13 protein-coding genes are annotated in these 17,049 nt (G+C 49.3%); 10 read left to right on the forward strand and 3 right to left on the reverse strand.

Annotated elements, in window-relative coordinates; all coding sequences use genetic code 11:
* Positions 1-140 precede the first annotated feature (140 nt).
* The 5 genes from WBJ53_RS23950 to WBJ53_RS23970 all read left to right on the forward strand — a co-directional run bounded on the left by WBJ53_RS23950 (position 141) and on the right by WBJ53_RS23970 (position 6,626).
* Positions 141-2,735, forward strand: a complete 2,595-nt coding sequence (locus WBJ53_RS23950; protein ID WP_338870891.1) for a hypothetical protein — start codon at positions 141-143, stop codon at positions 2,733-2,735.
* A 99-nt stretch (positions 2,736-2,834) separates the two neighbouring features.
* The gene (locus WBJ53_RS23955; RefSeq protein ID WP_338870893.1) at positions 2,835-3,575 is read left to right on the forward strand and encodes a peptidase; all 741 of its coding nucleotides are present in this window, start codon (positions 2,835-2,837) and stop codon (positions 3,573-3,575) included.
* A 64-nt stretch (positions 3,576-3,639) separates the two neighbouring features.
* The gene (locus WBJ53_RS23960; RefSeq protein WP_338870895.1) at positions 3,640-4,470 is read left to right on the forward strand and encodes a transglutaminase family protein; all 831 of its coding nucleotides are present in this window, start codon (positions 3,640-3,642) and stop codon (positions 4,468-4,470) included.
* 123 nt (positions 4,471-4,593) lie between these two features.
* The gene (glmM, locus tag WBJ53_RS23965; RefSeq protein WP_338870897.1) at positions 4,594-5,991 is read left to right on the forward strand and encodes a phosphoglucosamine mutase; all 1,398 of its coding nucleotides are present in this window, start codon (positions 4,594-4,596) and stop codon (positions 5,989-5,991) included.
* A 284-nt stretch (positions 5,992-6,275) separates the two neighbouring features.
* Positions 6,276-6,626, forward strand: a complete 351-nt coding sequence (locus WBJ53_RS23970; protein WP_338870899.1) for a YtxH domain-containing protein — start codon at positions 6,276-6,278, stop codon at positions 6,624-6,626.
* Positions 6,627-6,731: 105 nt separating this feature from the next.
* On the opposite strand, the gene WBJ53_RS23975 is transcribed toward WBJ53_RS23970, so the two are convergent.
* Positions 6,732-7,265, reverse strand: a complete 534-nt coding sequence (locus WBJ53_RS23975; protein ID WP_338870901.1) for a DUF2911 domain-containing protein — start codon at positions 7,263-7,265, stop codon at positions 6,732-6,734.
* A 110-nt stretch (positions 7,266-7,375) separates the two neighbouring features.
* Positions 7,376-9,901, reverse strand: a complete 2,526-nt coding sequence (locus WBJ53_RS23980; protein ID WP_338870903.1) for a DUF4965 domain-containing protein — start codon at positions 9,899-9,901, stop codon at positions 7,376-7,378.
* Between the two features lie 492 nt (positions 9,902-10,393).
* Here WBJ53_RS23980 and WBJ53_RS23985 point away from each other — a divergent pair, with 492 nt between their 5' ends.
* Entirely contained in the window at positions 10,394-11,932 is a 1,539-nt protein-coding gene (locus tag WBJ53_RS23985) for a sulfatase (protein ID WP_338870905.1), read from the forward strand.
* An 83-nt stretch (positions 11,933-12,015) separates the two neighbouring features.
* Here the strand turns inward: WBJ53_RS23985 and WBJ53_RS23990 are convergent, their stop codons facing one another.
* Positions 12,016-12,885 (reverse strand): hypothetical protein, encoded by an 870-nt coding sequence (locus WBJ53_RS23990; protein WP_338870907.1) that lies wholly within the window; start codon positions 12,883-12,885, stop codon positions 12,016-12,018.
* A gap of 326 nt (positions 12,886-13,211) precedes the next feature.
* Here WBJ53_RS23990 and WBJ53_RS23995 point away from each other — a divergent pair, with 326 nt between their 5' ends.
* The 4 genes from WBJ53_RS23995 (at position 13,212) to WBJ53_RS24010 (ending at position 16,906) form a co-directional block, all read left to right on the forward strand.
* Positions 13,212-14,228 (forward strand): histidine kinase, encoded by a 1,017-nt coding sequence (locus tag WBJ53_RS23995; protein WP_338870909.1) that lies wholly within the window; start codon positions 13,212-13,214, stop codon positions 14,226-14,228.
* Between the two features lie 39 nt (positions 14,229-14,267).
* A complete protein-coding gene (locus tag WBJ53_RS24000) occupies positions 14,268-15,062 on the forward strand; it encodes a LytTR family DNA-binding domain-containing protein (protein ID WP_338870911.1) in 795 nt (264 codons plus the stop codon).
* Positions 15,063-15,185: 123 nt separating this feature from the next.
* Entirely contained in the window at positions 15,186-15,377 is a 192-nt protein-coding gene (locus WBJ53_RS24005; RefSeq protein WP_338870913.1) for a hypothetical protein, read from the forward strand.
* Between the two features lie 71 nt (positions 15,378-15,448).
* A complete protein-coding gene (locus WBJ53_RS24010; protein WP_338870915.1) occupies positions 15,449-16,906 on the forward strand; it encodes a sulfatase in 1,458 nt (485 codons plus the stop codon).
* Positions 16,907-17,049 lie beyond the last annotated feature (143 nt).

Consider the following 17,049-nt stretch of genomic DNA (forward strand, 5'->3'; position numbering starts at 1 on the left):
AATTAGTTAATAAAATACACATAAAGACTATATTTGGACTTATTTTCTTTATATATCAATACTATATTTTAGTTACGATATAAACATTTGTCAAATAAACGACTACACGTTACTTTTGACTATTGATTGCCTTATCCGTCATGACTTTATTTTTACGATTGCTTCACTCAACAGCGCTTACAGGTTTGCTATGCAGCATAGCTATGCTGCAGGCTAACGCCCAGATCGATGTTACCTATCCGGTAAGCCGGATGGTTATTCAGCGAAACAACAATAATCAGGCAACCGTACAGATTGCTGGCAGCTACTCTCAACCGCTCGATGCCATAGAAGCGCATGTAGTTGCCCGCGCTACCGGGCAGGGAACCTCTACCGACTGGACAACCATTCAGAGCAATCCGTCGAATGGTCAGTTTTCGGGTACATTAACGGTGAATGGGGGCTGGTATAAGATTGAAGTACGCGGTAAACGCAATGGCCAGATAGTTGGCCTTGATTCGGTGGACCGGTTTGGTGTTGGCGAAGTTTTTGCCATTGTAGGCCATTCCAACGCGCAGGGTTCCAGTTGCTATGTCGATGGCACAGACCACTGCCCAACCATGCCAGGTGCGGTTGATGACCGGGTAACGGTTGTTCCGCTCGACCAGTCTACTCCCGAATTTTCTCAATACGAAAACACAGCCAACACCAACTATCTACCCGGATTAATATTCGGCCAGTTAGCTACATTCAGTGGTATATCGCCCTTTGCCCGAATGTCGTGGTTCTGGGGGCATATGGGCGATGTGCTGGTGCAGCGCATCAACGTTCCTGTTCTGATTTACAATGCGGGCTTTGGCGGTTCCAACATGGAACAGACCTACGATGCCGCTTACGACATCCCCTTCGAACATGGGTTTATCAAATACTCCATTCGGATGCCCTATGTCAATTTTCGGAACATTATGAACCTTTATGTGCCCGCAACCGGCATCCGGGCCGTTTTGCTTCAACATGGCGAAAACGACCGGGGCAATTCTACCGACCTGATCGTAACTCATCACTACGGTGTCATCGACAAGTCGCGGCAGGAATTCAACAAACCCAATCTGGCCTGGATTGTTGCCATATCTTCCTACGTAGGAGGGCAATTCGATAATGTCAGGCAGGCGCAGTTTCAGGTAATTAACCGGGCAAATTACCTAACATTTCAGGGCCCGGACCTGGATGTTGTCCATTCGCTCGAAGACCGGCCCGACGGTATTCACTTTTCGCCCACTGGCCAACCTAAAGCGGGGGAGCTATGGGCCAATGCCATCACGGATACCTACTTACAGACTATTCAGCCTTACATGGCTGAAATTCAACCACTAACCAGTATTGCCTGTGCTACTGGCAATCAGCTTACGTTGGCTCAGCCAGCAGGCTATCAATACAACTGGAGCACAGGCGACAGTCTCCAGAGTATTACGGTTGGGGCTGGCACCTATTCGGTTCGACTTCGCAATTCTCAGAATAAAATTACGTTTCCTCCAGCCGTAACAGTACCCAGTAGTGTTCAACCGGCAGTTCCAACCATAACGGCTACTGGCTCGGCGTCGCTCTGCCAGCCTGGCAGTGTAACGCTTACCTCAAGCTATGCCGGTTCAAATTTATGGAGCACCTCGGCAACTACACCGTCGATTATTCCACAGGCGGGCGGCAACTATTTCTTACGCGCTGTTAATGCCGTTTATGGCTGTACTTCCGATCTGGCCAGCTACAATCTGGGCTTATCGCCAACAGACCTATCGCTCTCGCTCAGCGCCAGTCGGCGAATTGTAGCAATAGGCGACACGGCCACTATCTATCTGACCGTCAGAAATGAAGGCGGGTGTGATGCGGGAGCCGTTACATTTCAGAACCGGCTTCCCAGTAACATGGTATTTGTTTCATCCAGCAATCTTGCCGCTGCCTCTGGTATAGTAAGCGGCACGCTTCCTAATGTGCCAGCGGGCCAATCCATTACGGCCCGATACGTTACCCGCTTAACAGCAGCAGGCACCTATCAAAATGCGGCTCAGTTGACGGCCCAGACCCGTTTGGACCCAGATAGTCAGCCCAACTCAGGCACGGGTGATGGGCAGGACGATGCCTCGCAGGTAGATCTGCGAACCACAACAGGGGGAGGATCGCTCTATGTCTCGGCCAATCCGAACCAAACGCCATTGCCAACGGTACAGAGCAACCAGCCCACGCCAACTCCCAATAAGGCCGACCTGAGTCTGAATATGGAAGTTAGCCAGCTCTATATACAAGCTGGCCAGAGCGTTGTGATTACACTTAAAGTTAAGAATGCAGGTGGGTTGGCGGCTACCAATATTGCTGTCAGAAACGATCTGCCTACAGGTCTACAGTTTGGCTCATCAACGAATATGAGTGCCAGTGGCTCAGTGGTTACCGGCACAATCAGTCAATTGGCAGTGGGCGCTACGGCCAGCCTGACATTTACCGCAACCCTATCGTCGGCGCAGGCTATACTGACTAATGTGGCTCAGCTAATGGCCGCCGATCAGGCCGATCCAGACAGCGTCCCCGGCAACGGCACTACCAATGGTGAAGACGACACGGCTCAGATCGATATTCGTTCGGCTGGCTCGTCGGGCGGTCGTGTTGCGGCCACGTCCGAGGTCACCGAACCAACTCCACCCACGCCCGAGCTTCCAAAAGTAAACGGAGTCATTCAGCATCGATTTTCGGCCGGTAACCCGAACTAACGAAACTGTTTTTGAGAAAAGACGACCGTAATACCCAACAAAAACGAGGGTAAGCTGTATATTTGTTGGGTTTACTACTTGCTTTTCCCACTGTACAGAATGACGTATTGCTTAGGAATAAAAGTTGCATCAGGCCTGGTAGCCATCGCCGATAGACGATTAACCTCGGGTTCCGAAGTGTCATCGAACCGCAAAATTTCGGTCCATGAAGTTGAAAATCACTCCTTATTTATCATGACCTCAGGCCTGCGGTCGGTGCGCGACAAGGCCATTACCTATTTTAAAGAAGTCATTTCTGAGCAGGATCGCTCATTCAATAAGTTATACAAAGCGGTCAATGCCTTTGGCGAACAGGTGAAGCGAGTGGCTCAGGAAGATAAAGAATCCATTCTGGCCAGCGGTCTGAATTTTAACCTGAATGCTATTGTTGGTGGTCAGTTAGAAGACGATGAAGAACACAAACTCTTTTTGCTATATCCAGAAGGCAACTGGGTGGAGGTTGACCAGGGCTCTCCCTTCAAGATTATTGGCAACTCGGGTTATGGCAAGCCCCTGCTCTTCCGAAATCTCTCCTACGAAACCAGTTTGCAGGAAGCCCTGAAAATCGGCTTTCTGGCCTTCGATGCTACGCGCGTCAGTGCCAACGACGTCGACTATCCACTTGATGTGGTCATTTATCCGAAAGATAGTTTCCACATGACAGAATATCGTCTCGACAAAGAAGATATGGACGAAGTTTCGCACCAGTGGAGCGCGCTGCTAAGCAACTCGGTTCGTAAACTTCCCTCCTACTGGATGGACCCCATTTTCGAAAAAGTGCGTTCAGTAAAAAAAGTCTAACTCCATGATAAATGATGAATTAGTACCAAAACCATTCATCATTCATCATTTATCATTCTATCCCATGTTGCTCCACGTTCGGCACGATTCTGAATATACTTACGATAGTCCTGTTGCTCTCAATCCACAAACGTTATACCTCTACCCCCGGACCTATCCCTATCAGCGTTTACTGGACTACAAGCTGATTATCGACCCAGCCCCAACCCGAATCGTACGCAATATTGATGTGGAGGGCAATGTGCAGCAACTGGCTTACTTTGGCCATCCAACAAATCACCTGCGCGTTTCGGCTGAAATCAAGCTACAATCCGACGAATTCAACTCATTCGATTTTGTTCTGTTCCCTTTCGAGACCCAACGCGTTCCGTTTCGCTATCCAAAATACGAACAGGATCTGTTGCATCCGTATCTGGAGCGGGTTGGCGTAACACATCGTATTGAAGACTGGGCCAAACAAATAGCGGCTAAAGCGAAGTGGCAAACGACCTCTTTTCTGATGCTGCTCAACCAGGCCATTCGGGACTTTACTTACGAAATCAGGGAAGAAGGCGCACCATTTCCACCCGAACAAACGCTCACCCTGCGCAAAGGTTCCTGCCGCGACTATACCACCCTGTTTATGGCAGCCTGCCGGAGCCTGGGCATTGCCTCCCGCTTTGTGAGTGGCTATCTGTTCGGAAATCCGCAGCAGGAACATCAGCTCCATGCCTGGGCCGAAGTATATTTACCCGGTGCTGGCTGGCGCGGCTTCGACCCAACTGAAGGATCGGTTGTTGTTAACCGCCATGTTTTTCTGACCTCAACCGCAAAGCCCGACCTGGCAGCGCCCATTAGTGGCACTTTCCTGGGTGCGGCCAGGTCGACCTTACGCTCTGATTTAGTCTTTATCTAAATAGTTTAGCGATTAGCGGTTTATCGATCTCAAACCGTTATCTTTTTTTGTAACCGGCACCAGTTGCCAAACAGCAGACACGTATCTTTGTAACCTTATCAGAATTCTTATCAGACCCTTCACGTGGCATTAATAAAGTCTATTTCCGGTATTCGAGGAACGATTGGAGGGCGCAGCGGAGACGGACTGACGCCTTTAGACGTGGTTAAGTTTACGGCCGCTTTTGGCCAGTGGGTTCGGCAACGAAACCCCGAAAAACAAACAGTAGTCATTGGTCGCGATGGGCGACTATCGGGTGAGATGGTATCGAAGCTCGTAGTGGCTACCCTACAGGGCTTAGGCCTGACGGTCATAGACCTCGGTTTGTCGACTACCCCGACAGTTGAGCTGGCCGTCCCGAGCGAAGGTGCAGCCGGTGGTATTATTCTCACGGCCAGCCATAATCCTATCCAGTGGAACGCGCTAAAACTGCTCAACGAGACAGGCGAATTTATTTCGGCCGACGACGGTGCCCAGGTTCTGGCCATTGCCGAAGCCGAAGCATTTGATTTTGCTGAAGTGCGTAAGCTAGGCCAGTATCAGTCCGATTCGACCTGGCTACAAAAACACATCGACATGATCCTGGCATTGCCCCTGGTCGATCGTGCTGCCATTGCAGCCCGCAATTTCCGAATTGTGGTCGATGCCGTTAACTCAACCGGTGGTCTGGCAGTGCCAATGCTGCTGGAAGCACTGGGGGTCGAAAAAATAACGAAGCTGCACTGTGAACCTACTGGCCACTTCGCTCATAATCCTGAGCCGCTGCCCGAAAACTTACGCGACATCATCAAAGAGATGGAAAAGGGCAATGCCGATTTGGGTGTTGTGGTTGATCCTGATGTTGATCGGCTGGCCCTTATCTGCGAAGATGGCTCACCCTTTGGCGAAGAGTACACCCTGGTAGCTGTTGCCGATTATATTCTCAAACATAAACCCGGCAACACCGTCTCAAACCTGTCGAGCACGATAGCATTACGCGATATCACCCAAAAATACAGCGGGCAACACTTTGCATCGGCAGTTGGCGAAGTAAATGTGGTTGAAATGATGAAAGCAAAAGATGCCGTAATTGGTGGCGAAGGCAACGGTGGTATCATTTATCCTGATCTGCACTACGGTCGTGACGCACTGGTTGGCATTGCTCTGTTTTTAACCCATCTGGCCAAATCAGGTAAATCGGCGTCGATGCTGCGCCGAACGTACCCAAATTATTACATTTCCAAGAATAAAATTGAGCTTACGCCCGACATCGATGTTGATGCAGTTCTGGAGCGTATACAGGCCAAATATGCCCGTAATCCTATCAATACTATCGACGGCGTTAAAATCGAATTCGACAAAGAGTGGGTTCACTTACGGAAATCCAACACAGAACCGATCATTCGCATCTATTCTGAATCAGACACACTGGCAACCGCCGATCATTTGGCGGGTAAGATTATCAGCGATATTCGTGAAGTAATTGCCGAAAAGCGGTATTGATACCAGTCTTTATCAGGAATATCTATTCAAGGTCGTTGCTTCGGTAACGACCTTTTTCTTTCGCCACCAATCGAATGCCCCATAGGTTGGCGGAGTATGTGCCCCATTCGAACCCCTATGTTGTAGAATAAAATACTCGTAATCGGCCAGCGGTTGGGCAACGGAGCAGAATGCACAAAACATAAACAACTGATAATGAATGGCCTATATTCAGTTAAAGTAGGCTGGCATAGTTTTTAGCGGTTGATGACTATACCAGAACTAGTCTAAAAACAGTCAAAATCATGAGCTTTCTAAGAGGAGTATTAGCGGGGTTGGCAATCGGTTATTTAACAGCCCCCCGCAGCGGAAAAGAAACCCGGGACAAGTTAACTCAACGCGCCAACGACCTACAGAATCAGTGGGAAGAAGGTGTTTCACAACTAAAATCACAATTTGACCAACTGGTTGGCACTACCGAAAATAAAGTCGATCAATATGCCAATCAGGCTGAAAATAAATATAATCAGTACAAGAACGAAGCAAAAGGTGCCAAAGACAAGGCTAAAGCCGAGTATAACAATGCTGTTGATGATGCTGCTAATTCGGCTAAATATGGAATATCTAAAGCTGAGCACGACCTGAAAGTAGGGTAATTCGGCTATCCATAACGGCCTCTGGCTGGTTCAATAGGCACGAAAAAGAAGAGCCGCTCTGAAACAAAGCAGAGCGGCTCTTCTTTTTCGTGCCTATTGAGAAGCTTACTTAATGGCAACGGGCACTTCAACGTTCTCCCATTTCAGCACAACCGCTTTGTTGGTTACGTCGTATACGAGCCGTTCGTTCATCTGCGCCGATTTTTTGGGCTTTGTAGTCACCCGCAACTGATCCTGAGCCTGGTCGTATTTGAAAGCGCCCCACTGATTTGGTACCTTATTGAAAATAATGGTCCATTCTTTTTCGCCGGGAATGGCAAAAAAACCATACTTGCCAGCGGGCAACTCCTTCCCTTCTACCTTGATAGCCTTATCGGTTTCGAATGTAGTGGCTTCGTTTGCTCCGGCCCGCCACACTTTGCCATACGGAGCCAGATTTCCGCTCGGGTCCCAAACCTGACGCCCTTTCACGGACGGACTGCTATAGTTGATTGTAATAGTAGCCCCATCAATTTTACCAGTAGCCGTGGCTGGTGGACTGGGCCGACTAGCTTTATCGCCCTGAGCCCAGGCAACCATTGTCATCAACACACCGGCCAAGGCCAGCATAAAAACCCGGCTGATACGCGTATTTGTCATTGTAGTAGTAGTTTGGATTGACCATTAAAGTTGGGTAAAATTTCGGCTAAAACATCAACAGGTCAACCATTTTTTGGGGAACGGCAAATAGTATCCACCAACGCGAGCTATTACTTTCCGGCTTTGGCTTTCAGCTTCTGCTCGAGCATCTTGATAAAATAGCCTCCCACAACCGAACGAGCCTGAAAACCAACCTGTTTCGCATTGGTTGTTTCGTGCCAGTCGGTCAGCGGTACGCGATCGGGGGTATCATTGGCAAACATCCAGACGGGCTTCACAAATGCCCGAAAATCGACATCGGAACTGGCAAGCGTGGCGGTCCACATAATCCAGTCTGACTTGGTGTAGGTTTTGCGGCTATCGAGTGGCAACCCATACGTATTCTGATGTTTGAGGTAGAACGCTATTTCTTTGCTGGCTACCTCGTCAGGAAATACATCAAGCCCCAATAGTTTATCCCAAACAATGTTATACTTCTGGCTCCAGCTTCCGGCGGGTTTGTCGAAGGTGAGCGCATAGTGGTCGCCGTCGGCATCCATCTGCATCCACTTCTTTGCCATCTCGCGGGCCAGTACCAAATTTTCATCGGCTGTTTTCTGATCGCCCAGCATACGGGCTAGTTTGCCATAGCAGGCAATTCCCATAATGGCTTTTGCCGACAGGTTAGCATTACGGGCAAGGTGCCCGGCAAAATCGTCGGTACAAAGCTGATTAGTAGGGTCGAAGCCATCCCGTTTCAAAAAACTAACCCACTTGGTTAGCGTTGGCCAGTGTTCGCGGGCAAAGTCGGCCTTACCATCAACCTGAGCGGCTGCCGCTGTCAGAATAATCATGTTACCGGCTTCTTCCACAGGCATATCTTCACCATAGGTCTGCCCATTGGCCAGCGGATACGTTCCAACATCGTGCGCCGGGAAGTCTTTCTTCCAGCGTCCCGATTCGCTATAATCGAAAATAAACCGTAGCAGGCCTTTGGCTAACTCATTATTGTAGAGCAAAAACAGCGGTGCCGAGGGGTAAGTCACATCCACAGTACCGATAGAGCCATTCGAGAAGTTCTCTTTCGAAAAGAAAAACACCGGCCAGGTTGTGCGATTACCTTTAGGCCCGGCAACAATTTTATGGGCAGCAATAGCCTGCCGATAGGCCAGCACACATAAGTCAGCGTATTCGCTCCCACCGGCTTTTTGGGCATCGGTTCGGAGCCGGGCATCAAATGCCGTACATTTCTGACGCAGTCGGCTGTAGTCTTTCTCAGCTATCTGCAACAATCCTGGCATGGTTAGCTTACCCTCGCGACGCCACCAGGCTCGCAGGTTCTGCTCAAAATACTGCACCGAATAAATGTCGTCATACGCCAGCATAATATGTTTTTCCACTGGTTTCGCGACGGCCCCCATGTTCAGCACCGTCGCCAGCGCCATTGTCTGAGCGGGTTCGGCGGTGAGCTTGGCCGATGAGGCCGGTAGTTGACCATTGGTCAGAAAAGTGTGTTTCAGGGTTCCCAACACACCCGATGCGGTTTTGGCATTCGCTCCCGATTGTGGCACAGCCAGATATGCATATCCCCAGTCGATACGCACATTATCGCCTTTTTTGGCCAGAATCGGCTGCGCTTCCGTCCCGATTGTCTGATAACTCAACCCTGCTGTTTGCCCAGCTTTGGCCAGCACTTTCTGTCCAGCCGTGTTCGAAGCAATCGTTCCCGCTTCGGTGAACAGGATTTGCACAGTGTGCGGTTTACCATCGTTCGACTGGGTCGTAAAAGTTATGTATGATACGGGACGGGCCGCTACGTCCAGTTCGTCGAGTAATAACGGCGACAGAAAATTTACGGTCAGTTTAACCGGACCAGCCGTAAATGTATAGCGGGTTTGCGTAGCCGATACGATTACCGATGTTTGTTCGGCGGTATTGATAGGTGCCGTTTTTACGGGCTGCACAATACCAACATCGACGAATGAACCGCCACGGGGACTCACACAATGAACGGCCAGTACATTCTTCCCCGGCTGCAGTGCCTGCTGCCCAGCCGCCGATAAGGGCAGGTAAACATACTCGTTAATATAACCGGGTTTCGACAGGATTTGCGTTCCGTTCAGATAGATTTCTACATCGTCGTCGTGATTAAGGGCCAGCAACAGCGTGGCCGGATTTGCTTTTCCGTCATACGTAAATTCGCGTCGAAAGAAAATACCATCTTTCATGGTTTCGCTATTGACCCAGCGCGTGCGTGCTTCGGGCGTATCGCCAAACGGCCCGGCTCCCGTAGCCCATCCGCTGGTATCAAAATCGGGCTTTTCCCAGCCATCGGCAGGTTTGGTGGTTGTATACTGAGCCGTATAAGGTTGTAGTTCGGCCGTTGGCAAAATTGGATCGTAGGCAGTTGGCACCGCTCCCAGAAACTGATAGGCTTTGCCATCTACCCGAATAATGCCTTCGAGCGATTGCGGCTTGCCTGTCCAGTGGCGCGTAGGCGAATCGGTCAGCTTATCGGTCGTACTCCAAACACTGAAATAAGGGTCATGCGTAATAAGCGGATAGGCGGGCGGGCGAAGGGTTTGCGCTAAAATACCCTGTATTGACAGGACGTTTAGCACGATAAAGAGCAAGCGAAATGCAGTGTTTCTTTGCATTGAATAGATTGTTTTTGTTCAAAGAGAAGTCATCTGTGTGCACAAATCTATTCTTTAAAGTGCTTTACTCAGCTACCTAATCAGAAAAACGTTGGCAAATCCGCTCTATGGCTACTTTTTAGTAAATAGCGGATGGTGGCAAAAAAAAGCAGATCAAAAATCTGCTCCTTTTCCGTTTACTTTTTACTGTAATGTTTGGAAACGCAGAACGCTGGTTCAGGTTACCGGCCTTCTGCAAGCCAGTTGACAGCCTCTATTCAACTCCTAATAGACCCTTACTGCCGCGCTTTCTGTTTCGTTGCAGACCGCCAGTTGGGCAATTTGTCGCGGGTGATAACATCTTTATTGGTACAGATCGCCCTTAGTTGCTCAATCGGTTGCTTTTTGATATAATCAGTAAGTATTCACAATTTTGTTGTTTATCTAGCCAGGACTCCAATCGGTGCTACTCCGTCGCATCTGTATCATCTGTGTTCCAAACGTTCCAACAGAATGAAGCATTTTTTCCTAAGCTGCCTAAGCACATTGATTCTTATTAGTTTGTTAGCCTCCTTTCGGTTTCAAACTCTACCATTCAATCCGAAGCCTCCCACTCCCAAAAACATCATTTACATCCTGGCCGACGATCACCGGTATGATTTCATGGGTTTTACGGGGAAGGTTGCCGGGCTGAATACGCCTAACCTGGACCGGTTGGCCAACGAAGGCGCTCATGTGCGCAATGCCTTTGTCAGCACAGCACTTTGTTCGCCCAGCCGAGCCAGTATTCTGACCGGGCAATATGCACATACCCACAAAGTGGTCGACAATTTTGCGCCACTAACACCTGGCCTGAAATTCTTTCCGCAGTATCTGCAAAAAGCAGGCTACAAAACGGCTTTTCTGGGCAAATGGCACATGGGCAACACCGACGATGCTCCCCAGCCCGGTTTCGATTACTGGCTTAGTTTTAAAGGGCAGGGCGTTTATTATAATCCGACGTTCAATATCAACGGAAAGCAGGTTAGCTATTCCGATAGCAGCTATACCACCGATCTGTTAACTGATTACGCCATTAAATGGCTCAATTCGCTGGAGAAAGCCAAACCGTTTTGCCTCTATCTGTCGCACAAGGCTGTTCATGCCGAGTTTCAGCCCGCTAAACGTCACCGGGGTATGTACCGCAATATGCCCATCAACTACCCGCAGAGTATGTATCTGACGGCCACCGACAGCAGTAAAATCTGGGGGCCCAAACCCTCGCAAAGCCCCGAAACCAGGCAGTTGAAGGTGAACATGGCCGACATGCCAAACTGGGTTAAAAACCAGCGCTATAGCTGGCACGGCGTCGATTATATGTATCACGGCCAAATTGGCTTCAACGATTTTTATCACCGCTACTGCGAAACGCTGATGGGTGTCGACGATAGTGTAGGCCGGATTCTGAAATGGCTGGAAGACAATAAGCTTTCTGAAACAACGCTGGTGGTCTACATGGGCGATAATGGGTTCAGCTTTGGCGAACATGGCCTGATCGATAAGCGGCATATGTATGAAGAGTCGATGCGGGTGCCGTTACTGGTTCGGTGTCCGGCCGTTGTAAAGCCAGGCACTAAAGTAGAACAGGTGATCCAGAACGTCGATATTGCACCAACGCTGATGGCCTATGCTGGCCTCGCCAAACCGTCGCAAATGCAGGGAAATTCGTTTTTGCCGATTCTGAAGGGCGAAACCATCCCCTGGCGCGACCGGGCTTTTTATGAATACTATTGGGAAGCCGATTTTCCGCAAACCCCAACTATGTTTGGTGTTCGAACGAGTCGATACAAATACATCTTTAATTACGGCGTCTGGGACGCCAATGAGCTTTACGACCTGCAAAACGATCCGCAGGAAGTTAACAACCTCATTCGTAGTTCTGAACATCAGGAAATTGCGCATGATATGCGTAATCAGGTCTTCGACTGGCTCGAATCGACAAACGGCCTGCAAATTCCACTCCATCCCGTTCGACAGAAACGATTCGACCATCGGTATAAGGGAACGTATTAGGCGTTGGGCCATTGGTATATTGGTCATTGATCATCAGATAAACTGCTGACAAACAATTCAATAACCAATATACCAATCACTAACTATAAATCCAGCACTTCGTGGACTACTTTCCAGGATGAATCGGGCCACCGTTTCCAGATTCGCAGGAATGCACCCGCCTTTTGCTCATAGGCCACATATCCATACGAAAACCCCATATCGCCCGATGAAGCTATTTTTACCCCTGTCAGTGTATATTCGGCCGGTATCGTTTCCAGCTTAGCAACTGTAACGGCCTCCAACCCAACGGAAGGTATACGACTGGCCCGGTAAAGACGAACGGGGAACTCTTTCGCCAGCGCATACTGATAAGCTACCTGCAACGACTGCCCTCCGGCCCGTTGTGCCAACTGATTTTCGGCTTCGATCAGTTCACTACGCCGTTCGGTTGTGTCTACGTCGGCCGTATGTTTCTGGTGAAAACTGGCAGGAGTCACCAAGTCGGCTACCGATGGCACTGGCCGGTCGTGCTGAATACCGACATCGATCAGTACTTCCCAAACGCCACTACTGTTCTTTTGCCACACCGTAGTGAAATGACCAAAGGCAACCGGCGCGTCGGTCTTTCCTTTTGGGCGAACCTCAAACGGTCCCGTCGTATAGCCGAAATCGCCCGATGCCGATATATCGGCATACGCTGGCCACCACGACAGGCAACCCGGAATGAAAGCCGACTTTTCGTAAAGCGGTTTTCCGGATGCAAATTTTTTCTGTACAATCACCAGAGCTGTTGGTGCCAGAAACCGAAAAAAGCCTGCTTTAATGCCTTCCTGCTCGGTATAAGCAGCGAATGTTCGTTCGGCATTAACGAGCGACAGATAATCGACCTCAACCGTTGTTGGTGTCGATTGTGCAGAGGCCGTTCTGGCCAGCAGCCAGGCCAGCCCTACGGTAATCAATAGTTTGTTCATGAAAATTTACGTGCCTGAATGGATAATAGTACCCGAATTCATTCGGGGTAACAGCACAAAGATTTCGGGGTAATCCATGAGTGAGAAGCACGACCGATATGGATTGAGGAAAAAGCCCGTTTAAGCGTTTTAGCAGCAGGACAGACTGTTATTGGCTCTAACGGGCTCATACGGCTATGGAACGGGCTCATTGCCACAATTGACAGGCGATCATTGACGGTTCATTCCTTTTTTTTCTCAATTCAGCCAGTTTATACTTGATCATGGAGTTGCCGACTGCTTATCTTTAGGGCTAACCGTGAGATACGTTCTTAACTTAGTTTATTTTGAAACCTGTCAATGATCGATGGATTCGCGTCAGCGGAATCAGCTTATTGTTGCTGCTGGATCTGTATTCGATGCAGATTTTTGTTCAGCCGTTAGGCATCACCACGATCAAATATGTACTTGAATTTCTGTGCCTGACGAGCGCTACCTGGGAGGTCAACCGCTGGATTCTGGTTTTCTTCCGAAGGTTATTTCCGTTGCTGTCGCAGACCCGAAAGCGAATCATACTGGTACTTCCTCTATGCTGGGTGGCATCGATACTGGTCGACTGGCTCGATATGATTATTATCAACACAACGGGCTTTCATAAACCCTATCCGGCGTCGGCCTTCTTTAACACCTTTCCGGGGGCGCTTATTTTCAGCGTATTGATTGTGGGCGTACAGGAAGCTGCCTATTATTTTGAGCGGCTTATTAAAGCGGAAAAAGAAGCCGAAGCACTGAAAAAGGAAAACCTGCAAACTCAACTCGATAGTCTCAAACAGCAGGTAAGTCCGCACTTTCTGTTCAATAGCCTCAATACGCTCTCGTTTCTGATTGGCGACGATGCCAAACAAGCCGAAAAGTTTCTGGACGAACTCAGCAAAGTATATCGCTATCTGTTACGAAACAACGAGCATGAACTAACCAATCTGGCTACCGAAATGCAGTTTATCCGCTCCTATTTCCATTTGCTCAAAACTCGTTATGGCGATAGCCTGCATCTAAAACTGGCGATAGAACCCCGCTTTGAAGCCTACCTTCTGCCATCGCTAACCCTGCAACTCCTATTGGAGAATGCCGTTAAGCACAACATTATTCACAAAACGCAGCCCCTCACCGTACAGATCATTACCCAACCCGATGGTCAGCTTACGGTTAAAAATAATCTGCAAAAAAAAAATCAGCATTTGCCTTCAACCCAGCTTGGCCTGGCCAACATTGCGGCTAAATTCCGGCTGCTTAATCAGCGCGAAATACTTGTTGAGGAAACCGACCATGAGTTTGCCGTCACGATTCCGTTGATGACTAATTGAACGATGGGGGCCTTTGGTAACCATTCCCTCTACTTTTCTATGAATATCCTGATTGTTGAAGACGAAGAAATTGCCGCCAAAAAACTCATTAAAACCCTGGCGGCAGTTGACCCCTTAGCTACGGTAGTTGGCATAACCGGCAGTATCTGGGAAACGGTGGCCTGGCTACGTGCCAATGGTTCCGGTCAGCCACTCGCCCCCGATCTGATTCTGATGGACATTGAGCTGGCCGATGGGCAAAGTTTTCAGATCTTCAACGAAATCGAGGTCGATTGCATGGTCATTTTCACCACTTCATACGACGAATATGCCATTAAAGCCTTCAAAGTCAACAGCGTCGATTATCTGCTGAAGCCCATCCAGACGGAAGAGCTGGAAGCAGCCCTGGCAAAATTTCGCCGGTTAACCAGCCAGCCGAAGGCGGCCCGAACGGAACGTATGTTCCATGTTGAAACACTTCTTCAGGAAATTCAGCAGACATTTCGTCCCAAAGACTATCGACAACGGTTTCTGGTCACCTACGCCAACAAATTGATTACGGTAGATACGCAGCAGATAGCCTATTTCTTTAGTGATAACAAGATGAACCAGTTCAGAACCGTCGATGGCCGCAAGATTACGGTTGATTATACTCTGGATGAACTGGAAACAATGCTCGATCCAAAACTTTTTTTTCGCATCAACCGGTCGTTTCTGGTTTCGGTTGCCAGCGTCGAGCAAATTCAACCGTATTTTGGTAACCGGCTATCGCTCCAGCTTAAGCCCCACATCGACAAGGAAGTGATCGTCAGCCGCGAGAAACTGACACCTTTTAAAGATTGGATGGGCAAGTAAAGCGGTAATGAATGGCTTAGACTTTATTTTAGAAAAAGTTGTCTAGTACACAACGGCACAACCTTCAACTGCGGCACCTAATCAGCTTACTTCCATAGCGTTGACCTTTTACGTGGTTTGAAAATGGATGTGTACGAAGGTATAATTCGGGAGCCCATGCTGGCCAACGACATTAGCGAAACGACAGATGTAGCGGCCCAACATTCTGCTTTACTTCGTCAGTTCGATGTCATCGTTGCTCGGGAACATACTCCTACGCACATTAACGATTGGGAAATTATTAGCCCTAAAACAACGGCTAAGGTCGCAAATTGATAATATTGCCATTCCTTATTGCTGACGGGTTCGAGCAGGAACGTAGTCGGCTCTCTTAACAACTACTTCTTATGCGATTAATTCCCCGACGTTTTCCCTCCCTTTTGGTTAGCGCATTAGCGCTCGTTGGCACCGGTTTACTGATCAGCGCCCGGATCAGTAAACCAGCTCCTGCTCCTCCTAATGTTGTATTATTTTTTATGGACGACATGGGGTATGGCGACCTATCGGTGACTGGAGCGCTGGAGTATTCGACCCCCAACCTGGATCGCATGGCTGCCGAAGGGTCTCGTTTTTCCAATTTTCTGGTAGCGCAGGCCGTCTGTAGCGCATCGCGGGCCGCTTTGCTAACAGGTTGTTATCCCAACCGGCTGGGTATCTCGGGTGCCCTTGGTCCTAATTCGCCTATCGGCCTGAATCCAACCGAAGAAACCCTGGCCGATTTATTGAAAGAGAAGGGGTACGCTACCGGCATTTTCGGCAAATGGCATCTGGGTGATAAAAAACAATTCCTGCCTCTGCAACAAGGTTTCGATGAGTATTATGGTGTCCCTTACTCGCACGATATGTGGCCGCTGCATCCCAATCAGGCTCACGCAAAATACCCGCCCCTGCACTGGATCGACGGAAACGAGCCAAAGGAAGAAATTAAAGACCTGGATGATGCCAGCAAAATTACGTCGACGGTGACGGAAAAAGCCCTTTCGTTTATTCGACGTCATAAAAACAAACCCTTTTTCCTGTACGTACCGCACCCGCTACCCCACGTTCCCCTGGCCGCTTCGGCCGCTTTTCGTGGCAAAACAGTACAGGGTCTTTATGGTGACGTAATCACTGAACTAGACGGTTCGGTCGGGCAGATTCTGGGCGAGCTAAAAAAACAAAATCTGGACAAAAATACGCTGGTGATTTTCATCAGCGACAACGGTCCCTGGCTCAACTATGGCGATCATGCCGGTTCGGCAGGAGGATTCCGCGAAGGAAAAGGCACGTCGTTTGAAGGCGGCCACCGGGTTCCCTGTCTGGTGCGCTGGCCCGGTGTAGTACCCGCGGGTCGGGTCTCGAACAAGTTGCTGACAACATTGGATATACTGCCTACCGTTGCCAGACTCTGCGGGGCCCGGCTCCCCAGGCAACACATTGACGGTCTCGACTGGATTGCACTGCTGAAAGGCGACAATTCGGTGACGCCCCGCGATCATTTTTACTATTATTACCGCAAAAACAGTCTGGAAGCGGTGCGTCAGGGCGACTGGAAACTGGTATTTGCGCATCCGGGCCGTACCTATGAAGGCTTTCTGCCTGGGCAGGGCGGCAAACCGGGGCCCACAACCGAAAATCACGAATTTTCGCAGGCCTTGTATGACCTTCGTCGCGATCCGGGCGAACGCTACGACGTTCGCGAACAACACCCCGACATTGTGGCTAAACTGGAGAAACTAGCCGAAGAAGCCCGCGCCGATCTGGGCGACGACATCCAAAAACGAACGGGCACCAACGTCCGCGAACCGGGCCGGGTGAGTCAGTAAGTATAGCCATACGTGTCTAATCTTATGTCTAACGTTAATCCCTTTCGAGACATCCGATACTGATTAGCGTTAGACAATTACTTTCTATTGATCTGTGCTGGCAGATAGTCAATTGTAAATAGCCAAAGTATCGATAAGTAAAC

It is taken from the genome of Spirosoma sp. SC4-14 (assembly GCF_037201965.1).
Classification (GTDB): Bacteria; Bacteroidota; Bacteroidia; order Cytophagales; family Spirosomataceae; genus Spirosoma.

Coding starts and splice junctions, on each gene's coding strand:
- WBJ53_RS23955 (WP_338870893.1), top strand. CDS start 2,835: ATGACGTATTGCTTAGGAATAAAAGTTGCATCAGGCCTGGTAGCCATC.
- WBJ53_RS24000 (WP_338870911.1), top strand. CDS start 14,268: ATGAATATCCTGATTGTTGAAGACGAAGAAATTGCCGCCAAAAAACTC.
- WBJ53_RS23990 (WP_338870907.1), bottom strand. CDS start 12,885: ATGAACAAACTATTGATTACCGTAGGGCTGGCCTGGCTGCTGGCCAGA.
- WBJ53_RS23950 (WP_338870891.1), top strand. CDS start 141: ATGACTTTATTTTTACGATTGCTTCACTCAACAGCGCTTACAGGTTTG.
- WBJ53_RS23960 (WP_338870895.1), top strand. CDS start 3,640: ATGTTGCTCCACGTTCGGCACGATTCTGAATATACTTACGATAGTCCT.
- WBJ53_RS24010 (WP_338870915.1), top strand. CDS start 15,449: ATGCGATTAATTCCCCGACGTTTTCCCTCCCTTTTGGTTAGCGCATTA.
- WBJ53_RS23970 (WP_338870899.1), top strand. CDS start 6,276: ATGAGCTTTCTAAGAGGAGTATTAGCGGGGTTGGCAATCGGTTATTTA.
- WBJ53_RS24005 (WP_338870913.1), top strand. CDS start 15,186: ATGGATGTGTACGAAGGTATAATTCGGGAGCCCATGCTGGCCAACGAC.
- WBJ53_RS23975 (WP_338870901.1), bottom strand. CDS start 7,265: ATGACAAATACGCGTATCAGCCGGGTTTTTATGCTGGCCTTGGCCGGT.
- WBJ53_RS23980 (WP_338870903.1), bottom strand. CDS start 9,901: ATGCAAAGAAACACTGCATTTCGCTTGCTCTTTATCGTGCTAAACGTC.
- WBJ53_RS23985 (WP_338870905.1), top strand. CDS start 10,394: ATGAAGCATTTTTTCCTAAGCTGCCTAAGCACATTGATTCTTATTAGT.